Raw genomic sequence first — 19,010 nt, forward strand, 5'->3', positions numbered from 1 at the left:
TAGGTCTTTCGTCTGACTTTAATTAGTTTTTGTTTGTTTTTACAAATGGTCGTACTTCTGAAATAAAGTATAATGAACCAGTTACTACCAACACATCTTTTTCTTTCATTTCACTCATTTTATTTTTCAACGCCGCTTTCCAATCTTCCTCGTATGCCTTTGCTGCGTGTTCACATTGGTCATATAATTCTTTGGCTTCTGCCACTCTTGGAAAGTCAAACGACGTAAACGTGATGGATTCAGCGATATCGGCAAGCGGTTGAATCATTTTTTCAAGCGGTTTGTCTCTTAAGGCGCTGAAAATGACATGAATGTTTTTGTCCGGATAGTGTGTTTTTATCGTCTCAACGAGGCTGTTGATTCCTTCTACATTATGCGCCCCGTCAAGGAGAATCGTCGGGTTGTCCGATACTTTTTCAAATCGTCCAATCCATCGCGCTTTTTCAAGTCCGCTTCTTAACGCCTCTTCTTCAATGATAAATGAATAATATACTCTTAAATAATCAGCGACCATCACAGCTAGTGCGGCATTTTTCACTTGATGGAAACCAAACATCGAAATCGTTAAGTCTCGATATTTAGAAAATAACGTATCTACTGAGAACCGTTCACCGTTTTCCATTGCTTTATAATCTTTAACCTCAAAGTCTTTACCTAACACATATGGTTTCGCTTTGACGGCTTTCGCTTTTTCGAAAATGACTTCTAGCGCTTCTTCTTGCTCCGCTCCAGTAATGACAGGAACTCCCGCTTTAATGATTCCTGCTTTTTCAAAAGCAATTTTCGTCAGCGTATCTCCTAGTATTTTGGTGTGATCAAAACCGACATTGGTAATCACTGAGATAAGCGGATAAATCACGTTTGTTGAATCAAAGCGACCGCCAAGCCCTACTTCAAAAATGACAACATCTTGAACGTTCACTTTTCCAAAATAGTAAATCGCCATTACCGTAATCACTTCAAATTCAGTCGGAGCACCTAATTCCGTTTGTTCTACTTCCTCCACTAGCGGCTTAATCACATTGACTAAGTCCACAATTTCTTCATCGCTAATCGGCGTTCCGTTGATGCTAATCCGTTCATTAAATTGCTCGACATATGGAGATGTAAATGTACCAACGGAATAGCCTGCTTCCTGCAAAATATGGCGCAAATAACAAACCGTTGAGCCTTTTCCGTTCGTCCCGGCAACGTGAATGGCTTTAATGCGGCGCTCTGGATGCCCGAGACGTTCCATCATCCATTCCATTCGTTCCAATCCTGGCTTTATGCCAAATGGCAGACGGCTGTGAATCCATGAAACTGCTTCATCATATGTATGAATCATGCGACATCTCCCCCTGTTGAATATTCGATATAGCATTGAGCAACATGTTTTCCATAAGAAACGAAGACGAACCCAAACAAATGGATTCGTCTTCATCATAAATGACTTATAAAGCGATTGTCTATCCTTTTAATTCCGCAATGCGCGCACGTACCGCATCGCGTTTTTCAATGTAATCTTTTTCTTTTTTGCGTTCTTCTTCGACGACATGAGCCGGAGCCTTGCTGATGAAGCCTTCGTTGCTTAACTTCTTCTGAACGCGCTCAACTTCTTTATCGAGTTTTTCCAGTTCTTTTTCAAGGCGCTTAATTTCCTCTTCAATGTTGATTAGTCCTTCAAGCGGCAAGATGAGCTCTGCACCAGTAACAACCGCTGTCATCGCTTTTTCTGTTGTTGCAATATCTGTTCCGATAATCAACTCGCTTGGGTTGCAGAAGCGTTCAATATAAGCGCGGTTCTTTTCAAGTGTCGCTTGAACGTTTGCGTCTTTTGCTTTAATGTGCAGTTTGATTGGCTTACTTAACGGCGTATTTACTTCGGCGCGAATGTTGCGCACCGCACGAATAATATCAACAAGCAATCGCATTTCTTCTGCCGCTTCATTGTCTGTTAATTCAGGGCGAACTTCCGGCCATTTCGCTACCGTAATCGATTTTCCTTCATGTGGTAAGTGTTGCCAAATCTCCTCGGTAATGAATGGCATGAATGGATGCAATAGACGCATTGTATTGTCAAGTACATACGCGAGAACCGAGCGAGTCGTTTTCTTCGCTGCTTCATCCTCACCGTATAACGGCAATTTCGCCATTTCAATATACCAGTCGCATAAATCGTCCCAAATGAAGTTGTAAAGCGCGCGGCCGACTTCGCCAAATTCGTACTTTTCAGCCAGCTTCGTTACCGTTTCAATCGTTTCATTGAGACGCGTTAAAATCCATTTATCCGCAACCGATTTCTCACCTGTTAAATCAATTTCTTCATATGTTAGACCACCCATGTTCATCAATGCAAAACGGGAAGCGTTCCAAATTTTGTTTGCAAAGTTCCATGTCGCTTCTACTTTTTCTGTGCTGAAGCGCAAATCTTGACCAGGTGAGCTTCCAGTTGCCAAGAAGTAGCGGAGTGAGTCAGCACCGTATTGGTCAATCACTTCCATCGGGTCAACGCCGTTTCCAAGTGATTTACTCATTTTTCGCCCTTGCGCATCGCGTACTAATCCGTGGATTAATACATCTTTAAATGGACGCGTTCCTGTAAATTCAAGTCCTTGGAAAATCATGCGCGATACCCAGAAAAAGATGATGTCATAGCCCGTTACTAACACATCTGTCGGATAGTAACGTTGATAGTCTGCGGACTCTTTATCAGGCCAGCCCATTGTAGAGAACGGCCATAACGCGGAGCTGAACCATGTATCTAAGACATCTGGGTCTTGCTCCCAGTTTTCGATATCCGCAGGCGGCTCATGATTGACATATATTTCACCTGTTTCTTTATGGTACCATGCTGGAATGCGATGTCCCCACCATAGTTGACGCGAAATGCACCAATCGCGAATGTTTTCTAGCCAGTGTAAATACGTTTTCTCAAACCGCTCTGGTACAAAGTTGATTTTTCCGTCTGTTTTTTGCAGTTCAATTGCCGCTTCGGCTAACGGCTTCATTTTTACGAACCATTGCGTTGAAAGATATGGTTCAACAACCGCCCCGCTGCGCTCGCTATGGCCAACAGAATGTACATGCTCTTCAATTTTGAAAAGAACGCCTTGTTCTTGTAAGTCTTTAACGATTTGCTTGCGGCATTCAAAACGGTCTAAGCCTTGGTATTGCATTGCATTTTCATTCATCGTGCCGTCTTCGTTCATCACAAGAATGCGCGGCAAGTTATGACGGTTGCCGATTTCAAAATCGTTCGGATCATGAGCTGGCGTAATTTTCACCGCACCGGAACCGAATTCCATATCCACATACTCGTCACCGATAATTGGAATTTCACGACCGGTAATCGGTAAAATCACCGTCTTGCCAATTAAATGTTTATAGCGCTCATCTTCTGGGTGAACGGCTACCGCTGTATCGCCAAGCATCGTTTCCGGACGCGTTGTCGCTACTTCAATATAACCGGAACCATCAGCAAGCGGATAGCGCATATGATAAAGCGCACCTTGAACATCTTTGTAAATAACCTCAATATCAGAAAGCGCTGTTTTCGTTACCGGGTCCCAGTTAATAATGTATTCACCGCGGTAAATAAGCCCTTTTTTGTAAAGCGATACGAATACTTCGCGAACCGCTTTTGACAAGCCTTCGTCTAATGTGAAACGCTCACGCGTATAATCTAAACCGAGACCTAGCTTTGCCCATTGCTCGCGAATATGACCGGCATATTCTTCTTTCCATTTCCATGTTTCTTCCACAAATTTTTCACGGCCTAAATCATAGCGGGAAAGCCCTTGATTACGAAGTTTTTCTTCTACTTTCGCTTGCGTCGCAATGCCGGCATGGTCCATTCCCGGAAGCCACAATACATCATAGCCTTGCATTCGCTTCATGCGCGTGATAATATCCTGCAACGTTGTATCCCACGCATGCCCTAAATGCAATTTTCCTGTTACGTTTGGCGGCGGAATGACAATGGTAAATGGCTGTTTGTCGCTGTCACCTGTTGCTTCAAAAAATTTGCCTTCCAGCCACCACTGATAGCGGTTTGTTTCGACTGCCTTATGGTCGTACTTTGTCGACATGGTAATCTCTTTTGTCTCCATCTTGCTTGTTTTCCCTCCTATCATAAAAATAAAAACTCCTTTCATCCGAAAAGGACGAAAGGAGTGAACTTTCGCGGTACCACCTTTTTTCCTAAGCAAAAGGGTATACTACTCCCTATTGCTTAAGCACTTCATCCAATAACGGCTGCAACCGGCTTCTTCTACTAAGTCGATGACCGTTCAAAGAAGCAGCTCAAGGGCGACCTTCCAGCGATAACCATCCTAAGAAATCTCGCAGCTAATGATTTCTCTCTCTGAAGGCGTTACTCGCTGTACTCTTCCCTGTCTTCGCTTTTTCCGTGTATCTGTCAATATACTATCGAAAAAATATTTGAATCGTCAATAATCTTTGCCAAATTTTTATTTATTTATTCACACTTCTTCGTTTTTGTGACAGAAAAAAATCACAATCATTTATATTTTTTCATAATGTAATAGTATACTAACCTTTCGGAGGATAACAAAAATGAAAAGAAGATACAACCCTTATTCATTGCCGCCTTGGCTTCGGCAAGTCCGCGCCGTTTGTGCACAAATCATTATTCCCCTCACAATTTTTCAAGCAATACGCACGATTTTTCTGCCGACGACGTTTGATGTCGTTTTGCTGGCCATTTTCATTTTAATTGCCTTTGCCCTACATTTGGAATGGATATAGAGAAATCCCATGCCACTATGACGATGCATGGGATTCTTCTTGTGCTTTCTTTTTCTCCTCGATTTCAATAATACGCATAATGAAATATTCGCTGTTTTTCATTAACCAATATGCCTTTTGCAGTTGTGAAACTTGTCGGCGTTCATCCATTTTTTTGGATTTATCCACATACTGACGAATAATTCTGTAAATCATTTCCGGCTGGGCTAAATAGCTTAAAAACAGAGCTATTTCCTCTTCTTGAATAGGAAAAGATTGCTGATACTCTAGAAACCAATTGATGCATTCATTCCCCTTAACTGGATACGTTCGCAAATATTTACGAAAAAAGCTAAGAAGATCCGAAAGCGGAGATGCAACGTGAGAGCGTTCCAAACTCAAAAAATAACCATTTCCTTTTTGATCATATACATAATGAGATAAAGCAACTTTCCCATGAACCACAGCGACGCGCCATTTCTTTGTTTCCTGCACTTTTTCATACCATTTCTCAAGCTGAGTTTGTGCAAACCAATACGCTTGCATCGTTTCATGAAAATAAGTGCAAAACTGCAGCTGAAACGGCGACATGTACCATTCATCTTCACACATTTCAATATATGATTGTAAAAACTCCCTTTGTTCCTCCTGTCGCTTTTTCATTGAGTTATAATAATTTGTTAATTCTTCTTCCTTTATTTCGATCTCTTTTAATGATTTCCGATGAACGTGGGCAAGGTCGCGAAACAATTGCAAATGCCGCTCATTTCTCTCCTCTTTCGTTTCATCGGAAATCCAAGGCATTAAATAATAGTACCGTTCTCTGTAAAAAACAAATGGATTGCCGTTATATGCAAGGAAAAGAGGAATCGCTTTTTTCGTAAAAAATCGATAAGCATCGCGGATGGTCTGCAACTGATGAGGCATAGACAGTTCTTTTAATGCAAAAACACCTGCTCGCGTATAAATTTTTTTCGTTTTCCCATAGTCTTCAATATAATCCGCTTGTAAACGATACTGCTGCAAAATAGGTTGATACTGTTCAAGGAGTTGATGATTCAATTCGGACACTCCTCTCATCATAAAAAGAAGGAGCTGACCCATAAATGTCTGACCTCACGTGCATTTCACAATATATCGTTCATTGCTCAATGTTATGTCCTATATATTGTGTTGTGTGGTCTGACATTTTCTTTTAGGTCAGCCTCAATTTTCGCTTATGTTTTGCTTGTCGCTGGTATCGGAATATATAAAAGCTGTCCATCATATAGATCTGACTCTTGTTCGAGTTTATTGACTCTTAGCAATTGTTGTACAGACACATCATATCGTTCAGCAATCTTGTCCAGCGAATCCCCGTGTTGAACGATGCAAATTTTTAATCTTGAAAAATCTTGGTGCTCTTCTTTTGCGAAAATTTTTGTTAAATAAAGTGCATTTTCATTTCGTTTTGACACTTTCTTTTCGGCTTGGGACGTCTCCGTTTGTTCTTCCTTACTTACTTCCTCATTCGCTTCCGCTTTAAAAACTTCTTCTTTCCGGCTTTTTAATTCGACTTGTATTGGCGCAACCTCTCGATCTTTATCAAGTTCTTCATCAACTTCTTCATCTATCTCTTCCATATTTTCCTGATATGCTTCCTTACGTGCTATTACCTCAAAAGGGTCAAACAAGTCTTCTGTTTCTGTTTCTTCCTCTTGTTGTTTTTCTTCATATTCTTCTATTCTTTCTTCTATTATTTCTTCGTGCTCCTCACTTCGTTGTACAGCTTCAAGCTCATCTCTGTTTTCTTCCATATTAGTCGTATTTAGCTCAGAAGAATAAATACCACTAATAGAAATATCTGCGGTCAACAATAGCCGTCCGTGTTCCGCCAGATCGTAATCAAATGATTCAATCGTTACATATACATCTTCTAAACTTTCGATTCGATTTTTTGGAATGGTAATATCAACTGGAAAACGATGTGTTAATTCGCTAACCCCGTCTTCGCGCGTTGTTACTTCTTGAACAAGACGATGCGCGCTTAAATCATCCGAATATCCTCTATCTTCTTCTTCCTCAACCATTCGATATTCTCCGCTTAACTCTAAAACTCCACGAATTGTAATATACTGTTCATATTCTTCGACAGAAATAATCGGATCCAAAGAGATGGATATAAATTCAGAGACTTCCTGTCCCCTTTTAAACCAGATCGATTCCTCAATCGAAAAACGCAAGTATGATTGCTCCAACAGCTTTTCCTCCTTCCGTCCCATCACCAAAACTTTTCTGTGACATTACAAACTTATGAACAATCAAATAAGAATATGAACAAAACAATAAAAAAGAAGGCTGACTCAAGGTGGTATTCCTGAAGGAATTCAACCACTTATGAGTCAGCCACAAAATTTTTATACTACCCTCTAATTTTCGCAAATGCTTTTTCCGCTGCTTCAATCGTTTTTTCGATATCTTCATCTGTATGTTCTGTCGATAAGAACATGCCTTCAAATTGGGACGGTGGCAAGAAGATGCCTTGTTCAGCCATTTCGCGATAGTAAGCAGCAAACATATCTAAATCAGACGTTTTGGCTTTTTCATAGTTAATGACTTCTTCATTTGTAAAGAAGAAACCAATCATGGAGCCGGCACGATTAATCGTATGCGGAATGTCATATTTTTCTGCTGCTCTTCTTAAACCTTCTTCAAGGCGATCTGCTTTTTTCTTAAATTGCTCATACGTCTCTGGTGTCAGTTGAATTAACGTTTCATAACCAGCTGTCATCGCAAGTGGATTACCGGAAAGAGTACCCGCTTGATAAATCGGTCCGCTTGGTGCGATGCGTTCCATAATTTCCGCTTTTCCTCCATAAGCGCCAACAGGCAGACCGCCGCCAATCACTTTACCAAGACATGTTAGGTCCGGTTCAATACCAAAATATCCTTGTGCACAGTTATAATCAACACGGAAGCCTGTCATGACCTCATCGAAAATAAGGAGCGAACCATATTGTTTCGTAATTTCGCGCAATCCTTCTAAGAAGCCTGGTTGTGGCGGCACAACTCCCATATTGCCCGCTACTGGTTCGACAATCACTCCGGCAATATCCTCACCGAACTGCTCGAATGCATATTTTACGCTTTCAAGGTCATTATAAGGAACTGTAATTGTGTTCTGTGCTACTGATTCAGGTACTCCAGGACTATCTGGCAAACCGAGCGTTGCCACGCCAGAACCAGCTTTAATTAATAACGAATCTCCGTGTCCATGGTAACATCCTTCAAATTTTAGAATTTTATTGCGCCCTGTATAGCCGCGCGCTAAACGCAAAGCGCTCATGGTCGCTTCTGTTCCTGAGTTCACCATACGGACAATTTCAATCGAAGGAACGCGCTCAACGACCAGCTTTGCCAATTCATTTTCAATGAGCGTTGGCGCTCCGAAGCTTGTTCCGTTTTCTGCTACTTTTTTTAACGCCTCAACAACACGATCATTGGCGTGACCAAGGATAAGCGGTCCCCATGAAAGCACATAATCAATATATTCATTGCCATCAATATCGTAAATTTTTGAGCCTTTGCCGCGCGCCATAAAAATCGGATCCATTTTTACCGATTTAAATGCACGTACAGGGCTATTAACGCCACCTGGTAAAAGCTTTACCGCTTCGGTATATGCCTGCTTGGATTTTTCGTAGGTACGCATCTCTTCTCTACTCCTTTTTGTACTTTCTGATTGTCGAGCTCGAACCGTAACATCCTTTACTCTTTTTATTTTTCCTTCAACCAACGAGCCACGTCTTTTGCAAAGTACGTTAAAATAAGATCGGCTCCTGCCCGTTTCATTCCCGTTAACATTTCTAACACAATTGCTTTTTCGTCAATCCAGCCGTTTTGGGCTGCCGCCTTAATCATCGAATACTCTCCGCTCACATTGTAAGCGACAAGTGGAAGATGGAAATGGTTTTTAATATCGCGAATAATGTCCAAATAAGCAAGCGCCGGTTTAACCATTAAGAAATCGGCTCCTTCGCGCACATCAGATTCCGCTTCGCGAAAAGCTTCAAGACGATTCGCCGGGTCCATTTGATACGTTTTGCGATCCCCAAACTGTGGAGAACTGTTCGCTGCATCGCGGAACGGTCCATAAAAAGCGGAAGCATATTTGATGGCATATGACATAATTGGGACATGTACGAATCCGGCTTCGTCCAATCCTTGACGAATCGCTGCGACAAAACCGTCCATCATATTAGAAGGGGCAATAATGTCTGCACCTGCTTTCGCCTGGCTGACAGCTGTTTTCACAAGCAATTCAAGTGACGGATCGTTTAACACTTGCTCATTTTCAACGACGCCGCAATGACCATGACTTGTATATTCACATAAACATGTATCAGCGATGACTACAAGCTCTGGATAGTTTTCTTTAATTTGGCGAATCGCTTGTTGAACGATACCATGCTCGCAATAGGCTTGCGAGCCCACTTCATCTTTTTCTCTCGGCACACCGAAGACAATGACGGATTTAATGCCTAATTCCACTACTTCGGCAATTTCATCGTTTAAATAGTCAAGGGAAAGCTGATAAACTCCTGGCATGGAAGCCACTTCTTGTCTCACTTGTTCGCCTTCTACAACGAAAATCGGATAAATAAGGTCTTCTACATGAAGATGTGTCTCACGCACCATAGCACGTAAATTTGCCGTCTGCCGCAAGCGGCGGTGACGGTGAAATTGCAGTTCTTTCATTCTTCATTCCTCCTATTAGAAAAATAAACAACCATCGCTTTAATCATATCACTAATCGTATAGTTTTCCGGACAAATATGTACTTGTATTCCTGCTTCTTCAGCCGCTTGTTTCGTAATTGGACCGATGCAGGCAACTGCACAACGCTGAAGTAACGAGCGCCATTCGACTCCTTCAAGCATTTGCATAAAACTATGAACAGTTGAAGGGCTTGTAAATGTAATGACATCAATCTTTTTCTTTATTAATAGCTCTATCATTTGTGATTTTCCGCTTTCATTCAGCTTTGTTTCATAGACAACGAGTTCTGTTATATGGACTCCCATCTCTTCCAATGCCTGTTTTAAGACAGGACGAGCTAGATTCCCTTTTACTAATAGCACGCGCTCCCGAGGCTTAATAAGCGGCTTTAGTGCCTCAATCAGCCCTTCAGCGACAAACTCTTTCGGCACAACATCAACTTGAATCCCTTTCTTTTTCAGTGCTTGTGCAGTTTTTTTGCCGACCACAGCAATTTTCGGAAATCCTTTTTTTAAACCATCTCCATCCATTAACTGAAAGAAAAAATCGACGCCATTTTTGCTTGTAAAAATGACCCAATCATAACGATTCACTTCTTTTAGGATTTGCTTAATCGGCTCAATGTCTGGAGGCAGGGAAAAAGAAATAAGTGGAATTTCAATCGGGAAAGCCCCCATTTGCATAAGAAGCTCCGAAAACTCTTTCGCTTGTTCCTTCCCCCTTGTTACAAGCACCGTCTTTCCAGAAAATGGACGATCAGTCATTACTGCTCTAACTCCTCTTTGACCCGATCAATTAACGCTTTCGCTCCTTGTTTGGCCAACATCTCAGCCGCTCTTATGCCAAGTTCTTTCGGATTCGTTCCTGTAACGATTTCTTTATATATTTCTTTGCCGTCAGGAGACGCGACTAAAGCGGTTAATACAATCTCATCGTTTTCGTTCATATACGCATAGCCTGCAATCGGCACTTGACAGCCGCCTTCCATTTTATGAAGAAATGCTCGTTCTGCAGTAACGGCGCGTTCGGTCTGTTCATCGTTCAGTTTCCTTAGCCATTCTAATAATTCAGCATCATCTTCTCTACATTCAATCGCAAGTGCCCCTTGTCCAACCGCTGGCACACAAAGTTCTGGAGATAAATACTCCGTAACAACTTCGTTCGTCCACCCCATTCGCGCTAAACCAGCTGCGGCAAGAATAATCGCATCATAGTCTTCATTTTGCAATTTCGCCAGCCTTGTATCGATATTGCCGCGAATCCATTTAATTTCAAGATCCGGACGTTTCGCTAACAATTGAGCAGAGCGTCTTAAACTGCTTGTGCCGACAATGGCCCCGCTTGGCAATTTGGAAAAAGGCAAATGATTTTTCGAAATAAGGACATCACGGTGGTCTTCACGGACTGGGACACAACCAATGATGAGACCTTCAGGCAATACGGCAGGCATATCCTTCATACTATGTACAGCCATATCGATTTCTCGATCGAGCATTGCCTGCTCAATCTCTTTTACAAACAGTCCTTTTCCACCTACTTTTGACAATGTAACGTTTAAAATTTGATCTCCTTTTGTGACGATTTCCTTGACTTCAAATTCGAAAGGAGCTCCTAGTTCTTTCAACTTAGAAATCACCCAATTTGTTTGCGTCAATGCAAGCTTGCTTCGCCGCGAACCAACAATAACTTTCCGCATTCTTTTTTTCCTCCATCATGAATACCAAAAATGAAATCTCGATAAACTTCCGAATAAGAAAAAGTTGATTAATAAAAATAAAAATGAGCCGATATTCAAAAGAGCAATTTCTTTTCCTTGAAATTCCTTAACAATCCGTTTGTAAAAATAAAAGCTGTAAATGCCAAGAACAGCGAAAGAGCCTAACACTTTTGCATCGTACCAATGAAAATGCTCGATTTTTATATAAGCCCAAATAACACCAAGGATAAGCCCTAATAATAACATAGGCATTCCGATAATATTTAAAACATATGACATATGGTCGAGTTTGGCTAAATCTTCTATTCTGAGAAGCCTTTTTCCCCATTTTTTCTGTTTGAGTAAGTTATATTGCAAGATATATAACAAAGAAAAAACAAATGAAAGAGAAAAAGCTCCATATGCTAAAATCGTCATTGTAATATGAATCATTAAAAGCTCTGAAACAAGTTGTTCGGCAACAGCTGAAGATTGATGTTGCACAGGTGCGAACGTACGAATAGCTAACACTAAAAATCCTAATACGTTTGTAAAAAAAATGAGAAAATCGATACGCATGAAGCGGTTGATGATAAGCGATAACGTAATTAACACCCATGCATAAAAATAAAGTCCTTCAAAAATCGAAAGAACTGGAAATCTTCCTGTTTCAACAATTCGAAAAACGAAAAAAAAGGTTTGAAAAATCCAAACAATAGAAAGCAACCAGAAGGCGACACGGTTGGCCTTCCGGTTATTGTCAAGGAAATCTATAAAATATAGCAGTACAGACAAGGCATACAAAATAATCGACAATTCATACAATCTAGTGATATTCATCTCTAACATTGGTTAAATTCCTCTCTTAAGACTGTAGAGACGGTTCGATCGATAGTTTGCTTGTTGTATCCTCATTCATGCGACATGCATTTTGTTTTTGCACTTGTACTGCCTCTTCGATGTTAAAAATTTTCATAAACAGATGAAGTGCTTCTTCTGCGTTTGGCTCTGCTGCCAGCTCTTTCGCGCGCAAAATTGGGTCGCGCAACAATTGATTGATGATGCTTTTGGTATGCTTATTTAACACTTTCCGATCACGCTCTGACAAATGCGGAAGTTTTCGCTCTATGCTTTGCATCGTCTCCGCTTGAATCGCCATCGCTTTTTCACGCAAAGCAGCAATAACTGGTACAACCCCAAGCGTGTTGAGCCAATGACGAAACTCAACAATCTCTGATTCAATCATCATTTCAATTTGTTCCGCTGCTCTTTTCCGTTCCTCTAGATTCGCTTCAACGATTCCTTGTAAGTCGTCAATGTCATATAAAAAGACGCTTTCTAATTCCGCAATGGCTGGATCTAAATCGCGAGGAACGGCAATATCAACCATGAAAAGCGGACGCCCTTTGCGCATTTTTTCAACATCCATCATCACATCTTTTGTGATAACATAATCTTTCGCACCGGTAGAGCTGATTAAAATATCCGCCTCTACAAGCGCGCATTGCAATTCAGAAAGCGGCTTTGCCTGTCCAGAAAAACGTTCTGCCAAATCTTTTGCTTTCTCGAATGTCCGGTTAATGACTGTCACTTTTTGTACGCCGCTTCCGTAAAGGTTTTGCACCGCTAATTCTCCCATTTTTCCGGCACCTAAAATCAACACATGCTTCGCTTTTAAATCGCCAAAAATTTTTTTCGCTAACTCAACGGCTGCATAGCTGACAGAAACAGCGTTTGAGCCGATTTCCGTTTCCGAATGGGCCCGCTTGGCAAGTGTAACCGCTTGCTTGAACAACTGTTTAAAAATCGTACCAATTGTATTTTCTTCTTGAGCAAGAAGAAAGCTTGAACGAACTTGTCCCAAGATTTGCGTTTCTCCTAAAATCATCGAATCAAGTCCGCAGGTAACGCGGAATAAATGCTCAACAGCCGCTTCATCTTCATATATTTTCAAATATGGAGTAAACGCTTCTTTATCAAGATGAAACCAATCTGCCAAAAACGATTTAATATAGTAACGCCCAGTATGCAACTGGTCGACAACAGCGTAAATTTCCGTACGGTTGCACGTAGAAACAATGACGTTTTCGAGAATGCCTTTTTTCTCTTTTAACACATTCATCGCTTCAGCTAGTTCTGCTTGGTTAAACGTCAATTTTTCACGAATTTCTACAGGGGCCGTTTTATAGTTTACGCCGACAACAACAATATGCACTTTCCCATACCCCCTAAAACTAAGAGTACATTGTCGTCTTTTTTTATTATAGCATGTCTATTTCTTTTTTAACGAAAAAAATGTGAACACAATTTGAAACCGTATGGTAAACTTTTATAAGACAGTGTGGGTGATGTCTAGCTCCCCTCCACTTTTCTAATCCCCACAATGTGTACCTTAACAAAAAAGCACACATTCATCAAGGCAAGTTCATTTTGAACGAGGAGGACTTCCATGAAAAAACAAGGAATTTTCTCTGGCATTATTTTAATTGGATTTGGCCTTTATTTTCTTAGTGAACAGCTTCATTTTCCATTTCTTCACAGCCTTCAAAGCTGGCCTACATTATTAATGATTGTCGGTCTTGCTTTGCTTGGACAAGCGTATTATGCCAAAGAATATCAACAAATTTTCGCTGGAACGATTTTGTTTGGTTTTGGTCTCCACTTTCATTTTCTGCAATATGTCAAGGTGTGGCCAAACGATATTGGAATGCTTCTATTCATTATAGCAATTGGTATGTTACTCCATGCCCAAAAAACAAAATCTGGATTTATTCATGGCTTATTCTTTTTACTTCTTTCATGCTCCCTGCTTTTTTATAACCGTATCAATCAATGGTTTAATTTTGTTGAAAGCGGAATTTCTGCTTTGTGGAAGTTCTGGCCTGTTGGATTAATCATTGCTGGCATATATTTATTATTTATAAAAAAAAGGTAAAATATACTATCATTTCCATCTGACGAAATAGAAACACCAGCCTCATCTAAAATACAAGACTGGTGTTTTTTATTATTTACATCAGTTGCTGTAGCACTGCCCAAGCTTCATCTTTTCCTTGTCCTGTTTCTGATGAAAAGATGATGACAGGGTCCCCCTCAACAACATTTAATGTCTCGCGGACGACCTTTACATGCTTTTGCCATTTTCCTCTAGGAATTTTATCTGCTTTTGTCGCGATAATAACCGCTGGAATCTCATAATGTTTCAAAAACTCATACATCATCACATCATCTTTTGTTGGTGCGTGGCGCAAATCAACGATAAGAACGACAGCGCGCAATTGCTCGCGTGTCGTTAAATATGTCTCAATCATTTTTCCCCATGCTTCCCGTTCCTTTTTGGACACTTTCGCAAAACCATATCCAGGCACATCAACAAAATAAAGAGATTCATTAATAAGAAAGAAATTTAACGTTTGTGTTTTTCCCGGTTTTGAAGAGGTTCTCGCCAAGTTTTTCCGATTAACCATTTTATTAATAAATGAAGACTTTCCGACATTTGAACGGCCCGCTAAAGCAAATTCAGGAAGGTTATTATTAGGATATTGTTCCGGCTTTACTGCACTGATGACAATTTCTGCACTTGTTACTTTCATCTTTTTTCCCCTACCAATGCATGTTCTAATACTTCATCCAAATGTGAAACAAGGACAAATTGTAAATCTTTTTTCACAATCTCAGGAATATCATCCAAATCTTTTTCATTTTCTTTCGGTAAAATGATTTTCTTTAATCCGGCGCGATGAGCGCTCAATGTTTTTTCTTTTAGTCCGCCGATTGGAAGAACGCGTCCACGCAGCGTAATTTCGCCTGTCATGCCAACATAGCGGCTAACAGGACGACCTGTTAAAGCTGAAATTAATGCCGTTGCAATCGTAATTCCTGCAGAAGGACCGTCTTTCGGCACTGCCCCTTCAGGCACATGAATGTGAATATCGTATTTTTCATGAAAATTCTCATCAATATTTAAGTCTTTCGCCTTCGAACGAATATAGCTAAATGCCGCTTGCGCTGATTCTTTCATCACATCGCCCAGTTTTCCTGTTAAGACAAGCTTGCCTTTTCCAGGAGATAAAGATACTTCAATCGAGAGCGTATCACCGCCAAACGGCGTATAGGCAAGTCCAGTTGCTACGCCAACTTGGTCTTCCAGTTCCGCCTGCCCGTAACGATATAGGCGTTTTCCTAAAAATTCCTCAAGGTTTTTCTCTGTAATGACGACGCGTTTACGCTCTTCAGAAACAAGAAGTCTTGCAGCTTTGCGGCAAATGGTAGCAAGTTTCCGCTCCAATCCACGAACACCGGCTTCCCGCGTATAATAGCGAATGATATGTAAGATCGCTTCATCGCGAATTTGTAACAACCCTTTTTTCAAACCATGCTCTTTCAATTGTTTCGGAAGTAAATGCTGCTTGGCAATATGAAGTTTTTCTACTTCCGTATACCCGGCAATCGTAATGACTTCCATTCTATCTAATAATGGTCCTGGAATCGTTGCCAAATTGTTCGCTGTCGCAATGAACATCACTTTTGATAAATCGTACGGTTCTTCAATGTAATGATCGCTAAATGCATGATTTTGTTCAGGGTCTAACACTTCTAACATCGCCGCTGATGGATCACCGCGAAAATCACTTGACATTTTATCAATCTCATCAAGCAAAAACACCGGATTAATCGTACCAGCTTTTTTCATTCCTTGAATGATTCTTCCTGGCATTGCACCAACATACGTTCGGCGATGACCGCGAATTTCTGATTCATCGCGAACACCACCTAACGAGATTCTTACAAAATGACGGTTGAGCGATTTCGCAATGGAGCGCGCTAACGATGTTTTCCCGACGCCCGGAGGTCCTGCTAAACAGAGAATCGGACCTTTTAACGATTTTGTTAACTGCTGTACCGCTAAATATTCGAGCACCCGCTCTTTTACCTTTTCTAATCCGTAATGTTCTTCATTTAAAATCGTTTCCGCTCTTTTAATATCGTGAATATCTTCCGTCTGTTTTGTCCATGGAAGGGCAATAAGCCAGTCAAGATAATTACGGATAACAGCACTTTCCGCTGAAGTGGAAGGAATTTTTTCATACCGTTCCAGCTCTTTTAACGCCGTTTCTTTTACATGATTGGGCATACCTGCTGCTTCAATCTTTTCTTTGAGCTCTTCCACTTCCCCCGTTTTTCCTTCTTTTTCACCAAGCTCTTTTTGAATCGCCTTCATTTGTTCACGCAAATAATATTCTTTTTGCGTCCGCTCCATCGATTGTTTAACGCGCATACTAATTTTTTTCTCAAGCTCTAATACTTCCTTTTCATTATGAAGAATTTGAATAATTTTATTGACGCGCTCTTTCACGTCGATTGTTTCTAATATGTCCTGCTTTTCTTCTAGTTTGAGCGGTAAATGTGAAGCGATAATATCCGCCATGCGCCCCGGCTCGTCAATATCGACAACAGACGCATAGAAATCATTGGAATTTTTTTTAGAAAGATGTATGTATTGTTCAAAATATTCAAGCATCATTCTTCTTAATGCTTCATCTTCAAGATCTTTTGCCTTTTTATCTGCAAACTTTTGCACTTTAACGACAAAGCAAGGTTCTTCAGCTATTGTTTCAACGATTTTTGCCCGTGCTATTCCTTCAACTAGCACACGGAACGTTCCATTTGGCAGTTTTAATAGTTGTTTTACACGAGCTAACGTTCCCATTTCATACATTTCATCTATTTCCGGCTCATCAATGGAAACATCTTTTTGCGATGTTAACAAAATAATATTGTCTTCCACCATTGCCTTTTCAAGGGCTTGAACGGATTTCTCGCGCCCTACATCAAGGTGCAACACCATCGTTGGAAAAACAAGCAAACCTCTTAGCGGCAGGAGGGGGACGATGCTCTCTTTCTTTCTAGCCATTATGAACACCTCCATATCTCATTCCTATTCGTCTATTGTATAGCACGTTGTAATGTTTGTAAAATCGTATCACTTGTTCGATTACAGTCTCATCATAAAAGAGGCAACGAGCTTTTAAGAATGGTTCCATACAAACAAAGTTCGACTTCGATCAAACGGAATGGACCGGGTCGAAGCCGAACATAATCGTTAAATCGATTCTTTTTCAGAAATAGGAGCTGACGCCGGAATAACGTGTTCACCACTTTTAGCCAAGGCAATGGCAAACACTTCGCGCAAATGACGAACAGGGATGATTTCAATTCCTTCCATTTCTTTCAAAATGGATTGCATATTGTCTGCAGGAATAATCACCTTTTTTGCTCCTGCTTGTTTGGCCGCTTTAATTTTTGGAAGTATGCCGCCAATCGGTTTCACGTTACCATGAATACTAATTTCTCCAGTCATCGCCACCGTGCGATCTACAGGGATGTTATGGATAGCCGAATAAATCCCGGTTGCCATTGCAATTCCGGCTGATGGACCGTCAATTGGAATCCCGCCTGGAAAATTCACGTGAATATCATAAAGATTAGCCGGTACTCCCATCGAACGCAAGACGGTAATAACATTTTCAATCGAACCACGCGCCATACTTTTTCTTCTTATCGATTTTTCGCGGCTGCCAATGCTTTCTTCCTCAACAATCCCGGTAATATTAATCGATCCTTTTTCTTTTGCTGGCAGAACTGTTACTTCAATCTCTAATAGCGCTCCCATATTGGGGCCATATACTGCTAAACCGTTCACTAATCCGATGGTTGATTTCTCGGCAATTTTCTTTTCGTATCTTGGTGATAACTGACTGGAGTGAATCACCCACTCAATATCCCTTTCCAATATTGCTTCACGCTTTTCAGAAATGGCAAGACCAGCAGCAATTTGCATCATATTTACTGCTTCGCGGCCATTGCGGGCATATGCAGCAAGCGTCCGAATACCATTCTCCGAGACCTTTAGGCGTACTTTTTCTGCAGCTTTACGGGCAATAAGCGTAATTTCCTCTTGATCAAGTTCACGGAAAAACACTTCTAAACAACGTGAGCGAATCGCAGGCGGTATTTCATTTGGTGTCCTTGTCGTTGCACCAATAAGGCGAAAATCAGCAGGTAACCCGTTTTGAAAAATATCGTGAATATGGCTTGGAATCTGTTGATTTTCTTCACTGTAATAAGCACTTTCAAAAAATACTTTTCGGTCTTCAAGCACTTTTAATAATTTATTCATTTGAATCGGGTGAAGTTCTCCAATTTCATCAATGAACAATACCCCGCCATGCGCATGAGTGACCGCCCCTTGTTTAGGCTGTGGAATCCCCGCCTGTCCCATCGCTCCTGCCCCTTGGTAAATCGGGTCATGAACAGAGCCAATGAGCGGATCAGCAATGCCACGCTCATCAAATCGCGCTGTTGTCGCATCTAATTCAATAAAGACAGCGTTCTTTTTAAAAGGAGAAAGCGGATTTTTTTTCGCTTCTTCCAATACAAGACGAGCAGCAGCTGTCTTCCCAACTCCTGGTGGTCCGTAAATGATGACATGTTGTGGGTTAGGACCACATAATGCTGCCTTTAATGCTTTAATTCCGTCTTCTTGTCCGACAATGTCTTCAAAGCTTTTCGGTCTTACTTTTTCTGCCAATGGCTCTGTCAATGAAATGGAGCGCATTTTTCTCAACTGTTCCATTTCTTTTCGCGATTCTTTATCAATAGAAATTTTTTGGGTTCTTTGACTTCTTAGCAAATTCCAAAAGTATAGCCCGATAATAACCCCGAAAAATAATTGTACGAATAAAGCAAGGCTCGTCCAGTCCATCGTCAAATATCCTCCTGCATGATCTATATTTTTAGTATGTATAGTATCTCCTTGCAGAAGGTG

The 19,010-nt window shown here is 40.9% G+C and carries 15 protein-coding genes and 1 other annotated feature; of the genes, 2 read left to right on the forward strand and 13 right to left on the reverse strand.

The genetic code is table 11. From position 1 onward, the window contains the following. Nucleotides 1-22: 22 nt before the first annotated feature. Together HNQ85_RS09210 and HNQ85_RS09215 are read right to left on the reverse strand one after the other, a co-directional pair. Nucleotides 23-1,327: a bifunctional folylpolyglutamate synthase/dihydrofolate synthase gene (locus HNQ85_RS09210; protein ID WP_181537461.1), complete on the reverse strand. Its 1,305-nt coding sequence runs from the start codon at nt 1,325-1,327 to the stop codon at nt 23-25. A gap of 121 nt (nt 1,328-1,448) precedes the next feature. After that, nucleotides 1,449-4,091, reverse strand: a complete 2,643-nt coding sequence (locus HNQ85_RS09215) for a valine--tRNA ligase (protein WP_181537462.1) — start codon at nt 4,089-4,091, stop codon at nt 1,449-1,451. A 47-nt stretch (nt 4,092-4,138) separates the two neighbouring features. Further along, nucleotides 4,139-4,389: a binding site (T-box leader), on the reverse strand. Between the two features lie 168 nt (nt 4,390-4,557). Between HNQ85_RS09215 and HNQ85_RS09220 the strand changes: the two genes are divergently transcribed. Continuing rightward, the gene (locus tag HNQ85_RS09220) at nt 4,558-4,749 is read left to right on the forward strand and encodes a hypothetical protein (protein WP_181537463.1); all 192 of its coding nucleotides are present in this window, start codon (nt 4,558-4,560) and stop codon (nt 4,747-4,749) included. A 15-nt stretch (nt 4,750-4,764) separates the two neighbouring features. Here the strand turns inward: HNQ85_RS09220 and ysxE are convergent, their stop codons facing one another. From ysxE to hemA, 8 genes are all read right to left on the reverse strand, one after another. After that, complete coding sequence (gene ysxE / locus HNQ85_RS09225; RefSeq protein WP_181537464.1) at nt 4,765-5,790, reverse strand: spore coat protein YsxE; 1,026 nt, start codon at nt 5,788-5,790, stop codon at nt 4,765-4,767. 155 nt (nt 5,791-5,945) lie between these two features. After that, nucleotides 5,946-6,965, reverse strand: coding sequence for a stage VI sporulation protein D (gene spoVID / locus HNQ85_RS09230; protein WP_181537465.1), 1,020 nt, complete (start codon nt 6,963-6,965; stop codon nt 5,946-5,948). A 164-nt stretch (nt 6,966-7,129) separates the two neighbouring features. Continuing rightward, nucleotides 7,130-8,419 carry a glutamate-1-semialdehyde 2,1-aminomutase gene (gene hemL / locus HNQ85_RS09235; RefSeq protein WP_181537466.1) on the reverse strand — a complete coding sequence of 430 codons (1,290 nt, stop codon included), beginning with the start codon at nt 8,417-8,419 and terminating at the stop codon, nt 7,130-7,132. Between the two features lie 65 nt (nt 8,420-8,484). Beyond that, on the reverse strand, nt 8,485-9,465 hold the full coding sequence (hemB, locus tag HNQ85_RS09240) for a porphobilinogen synthase (RefSeq protein ID WP_181537467.1): 981 nt from the start codon (nt 9,463-9,465) through the stop codon (nt 8,485-8,487). After that, nucleotides 9,462-10,250 carry a uroporphyrinogen-III synthase gene (locus HNQ85_RS09245; protein ID WP_181537468.1) on the reverse strand — a complete coding sequence of 263 codons (789 nt, stop codon included), beginning with the start codon at nt 10,248-10,250 and terminating at the stop codon, nt 9,462-9,464. The genes hemB and HNQ85_RS09245 overlap by 4 nt, the downstream gene beginning before the upstream one ends. Then, nucleotides 10,250-11,182 (reverse strand): hydroxymethylbilane synthase, encoded by a 933-nt coding sequence (gene hemC, locus HNQ85_RS09250; RefSeq protein ID WP_181537469.1) that lies wholly within the window; start codon nt 11,180-11,182, stop codon nt 10,250-10,252. The genes HNQ85_RS09245 and hemC overlap by 1 nt, the downstream gene beginning before the upstream one ends. 15 nt (nt 11,183-11,197) lie before the next feature. Further along, nucleotides 11,198-12,031, reverse strand: coding sequence for a cytochrome C assembly family protein (locus tag HNQ85_RS09255; RefSeq protein ID WP_181537470.1), 834 nt, complete (start codon nt 12,029-12,031; stop codon nt 11,198-11,200). A 16-nt stretch (nt 12,032-12,047) separates the two neighbouring features. Then, nucleotides 12,048-13,397 carry a glutamyl-tRNA reductase gene (hemA, locus tag HNQ85_RS09260; RefSeq protein ID WP_181537471.1) on the reverse strand — a complete coding sequence of 450 codons (1,350 nt, stop codon included), beginning with the start codon at nt 13,395-13,397 and terminating at the stop codon, nt 12,048-12,050. 234 nt (nt 13,398-13,631) lie between these two features. Here hemA and HNQ85_RS09265 point away from each other — a divergent pair, with 234 nt between their 5' ends. After that, complete coding sequence (locus tag HNQ85_RS09265) at nt 13,632-14,117, forward strand: LiaI-LiaF-like domain-containing protein (protein ID WP_181537472.1); 486 nt, start codon at nt 13,632-13,634, stop codon at nt 14,115-14,117. A 76-nt stretch (nt 14,118-14,193) separates the two neighbouring features. Here HNQ85_RS09265 and yihA read toward each other — a convergent pair whose 3' ends face one another. The 3 genes from yihA to lonB all read right to left on the reverse strand — a co-directional run bounded on the left by yihA (nt 14,194) and on the right by lonB (nt 18,947). Then, nucleotides 14,194-14,775, reverse strand: a complete 582-nt coding sequence (yihA, locus tag HNQ85_RS09270; RefSeq protein WP_181537473.1) for a ribosome biogenesis GTP-binding protein YihA/YsxC — start codon at nt 14,773-14,775, stop codon at nt 14,194-14,196. After that, on the reverse strand, nt 14,772-17,096 hold the full coding sequence (gene lon, locus HNQ85_RS09275) for an endopeptidase La (protein WP_181537474.1): 2,325 nt from the start codon (nt 17,094-17,096) through the stop codon (nt 14,772-14,774). The genes yihA and lon overlap by 4 nt, the downstream gene beginning before the upstream one ends. Nucleotides 17,097-17,285: 189 nt before the next feature. Beyond that, nucleotides 17,286-18,947, reverse strand: coding sequence for an ATP-dependent protease LonB (gene lonB, locus HNQ85_RS09280; RefSeq protein ID WP_181537475.1), 1,662 nt, complete (start codon nt 18,945-18,947; stop codon nt 17,286-17,288). Nucleotides 18,948-19,010 lie beyond the last annotated feature (63 nt).

This window comes from [Anoxybacillus] calidus, from assembly GCF_013760845.1.
Classification (GTDB): domain Bacteria; phylum Bacillota; class Bacilli; order Bacillales; family Anoxybacillaceae; genus Paranoxybacillus; species Paranoxybacillus calidus.